3 protein-coding genes are annotated in these 2,387 nt (G+C 59.0%); all 3 read left to right on the top strand.

From position 1 onward, the window contains the following. Nucleotides 1–671: aminotransferase class III-fold pyridoxal phosphate-dependent enzyme (locus AAAB16_RS16985; RefSeq protein ID WP_340664381.1), on the top strand; the 671-nt coding region annotated here is incomplete at its 5' end. Between the two features lie 5 nt (nucleotides 672–676). Then, complete coding sequence (locus tag AAAB16_RS16980; RefSeq protein WP_340664380.1) at nucleotides 677–964, top strand: cupin domain-containing protein; 288 nt, start codon at nucleotides 677–679, stop codon at nucleotides 962–964. A 49-nt stretch (nucleotides 965–1,013) separates the two neighbouring features. Next, on the top strand, nucleotides 1,014–2,387 hold a 1,374-nt coding region (locus AAAB16_RS16975; RefSeq protein WP_340664379.1), incomplete at its 3' end, for a CoA-acylating methylmalonate-semialdehyde dehydrogenase.

Genomic DNA, 2,387 nt, shown 5'->3' with positions numbered 1-2,387 from the left:
AGCCAATGTCTGGCTCCGCTGGTGTGATTGTGCCGCCGGTTGGCTACCTGCAACGTCTGCGTGAAATCTGCAGCCAGCACAACATCCTGCTGATTTTTGACGAAGTGATCACCGCATTTGGGCGTATGGGCAAATGGTCCGGCGCCGAATTCTTTGGTGTGACCCCGGACATCATGAACGTGGCCAAGCAGATCACGAACGGCGCCATTCCCCTGGGCGCAGTGATCGCCAACCGCGAGATCTACCAGACCTTTATGAACCAGCCTTCGCCTGAGCATATGGTCGAGTTCACCCACGGCTACACCTACTCCGCTCACCCGGTTGCTTGCGCCGCCGGCCTGGCGTCGCTGGAGCTGCTCAAGCGCGAAAACCTGGTGCAGCAATCGGCCGAGCTGGCGCCGCACTTCGCCAAGCTGCTGCATGGTGTGAAAGGCGCCAAGCATATTGTCGATATCCGCAACTGCGGCCTGGCTGGTGCAATTCAACTGGCGCCGCGTGATGGCGACCCGGTGATCCGTCCGTTCGAAGCCGGTATCAAACTGTGGAAAGCTGGTTTCTACGTGCGCTTTGGCGGCGACACCCTGCAATTCGGGCCAACCTTCAACGCCAAAGTCGAAGACCTCGACCGCGTGTTCTCCGCCGTGGGCGATGCCCTCAACAGCGTGGATTGATAACGATGACCCAGCGCGTGCCAGCCGTACCTACCGTACAAGTCGACAACGATGAGGTGATCGTTACCGAGTGGCGCTTTAGCCCCGGTAGCGAAACCGGCAAGCACCTGCATGGCTACGACTATGTCGTGGTGCCGATGACCGACGGCCTGCTGCTGTTGCAAACCCCTGAGGGCGAGAAACACGCGCCCCTGGTGGCCGGCCAGGCGTACTTTCGCAAAGCCGGGGTTGAGCACAATGTGATCAACGCCAGCGACCACGAAATCGTCTTCATCGAAACCGAAATTAAGTAAGCCAGGGACAGGGGAACTCCTGCCCAAGAATTCGATAACGGAGTTTTGTATGAGCACCATCCAGCATTTGATCAACGGCGAGCTCGTCACCGATACCGGTCGCACTGCCGATGTGTACAACCCGTCCACCGGCGAAGCGATTCACAAGGTGCCACTGGCCAGCCGCGCCACCATTCAACAAGCCATCGACGCCGCTAAAGCGGCATTCCCGGCTTGGCGCAACACCCCGGCCGGCAAACGTGCCCAAGTGATGTTCCGCTTCAAGCAATTGCTGGAGCAGAACGAAGCCAAGATCTCGCAGATGATCAGCGAAGAACACGGCAAAACCCTGGAAGACGCCGCGGGCGAACTGAAGCGCGGTATCGAAAACGTTGAATACGCCTGCGCCGCCCCGGAAATTTTGAAAGGCGAATACAGCCGCAACGTGGGTCCGAACATTGATGCCTGGAGCGACTTCCAGCCATTGGGCGTAGTGGCCGGTATCACCCCATTTAACTTCCCGGCCATGGTGCCGTTGTGGATGTACCCGCTGGCGATCGTCTGCGGTAACTGCTTTATCCTCAAGCCGTCCGAGCGTGACCCAAGCTCCACCCTGTTTATCGCGCAGCTGCTGAATGAAGCCGGCTTGCCTAAAGGCGTGATGAACGTGGTGCATGGCGACAAAGAAGCAGTGGATGCGCTGATTCAGGCCCCGGAAGTCAAAGCCCTGAGCTTTGTCGGATCGACGCCAATTGCCGAATACATCTACGCCGAAGGCACCAAGCGCGGCAAACGCGTTCAAGCCCTAGGCGGCGCGAAAAACCACGCCGTTCTGATGCCCGATGCCGATCTGGACAACGCCGTTAGCGCCTTGATGGGTGCTGCTTATGGTTCGTGCGGCGAGCGCTGCATGGCCATTTCGGTAGCCGTGTGTGTGGGTGACCAAATCGCCGATGCGCTGGTGAGCAAAATCGTTCCGCAAATCCAGGCGTTGAAAATTGGCGCTGGCACCTCGTGCGGTCTGGACATGGGCCCACTGGTAACCGCCGCTGCCCGCGACAAAGTTGCTGGCTACATCGACGCTGGCGTAGCGGCTGGCGCCAAGCTGCTGGTCGACGGCCGCAACCTGAAAGTCGCCGGTAACGAAGACGGCTTCTTCTTGGGCGGCAGCCTGTTCGACAACGTTAAAACCGACATGACCATCTACACCGACGAGATCTTCGGCCCAGTGCTGTGCATCGTCCGTGTCGGCAGCCTTGAAGAGGCTATGCAGTTGATCAACGACCACGAATACGGCAACGGCACCTGCATCTTTACCCGCGACGGTGAAGCGGCTCGGCTGTTCTGCGACGAAATCGAAGTGGGCATGGTCGGCGTTAACGTACCGTTGCCAGTACCGGTCGCTTACCACAGCTTTGGCGGCTGGAAACGCTCGCTGTTTGGC

It is taken from the genome of Pseudomonas sp., assembly GCF_037994325.1.
In the GTDB taxonomy this organism is placed as follows: Bacteria; Pseudomonadota; Gammaproteobacteria; order Pseudomonadales; family Pseudomonadaceae; genus Aquipseudomonas.
This window is presented reverse-complemented; position numbering and strand designations above follow the sequence as displayed.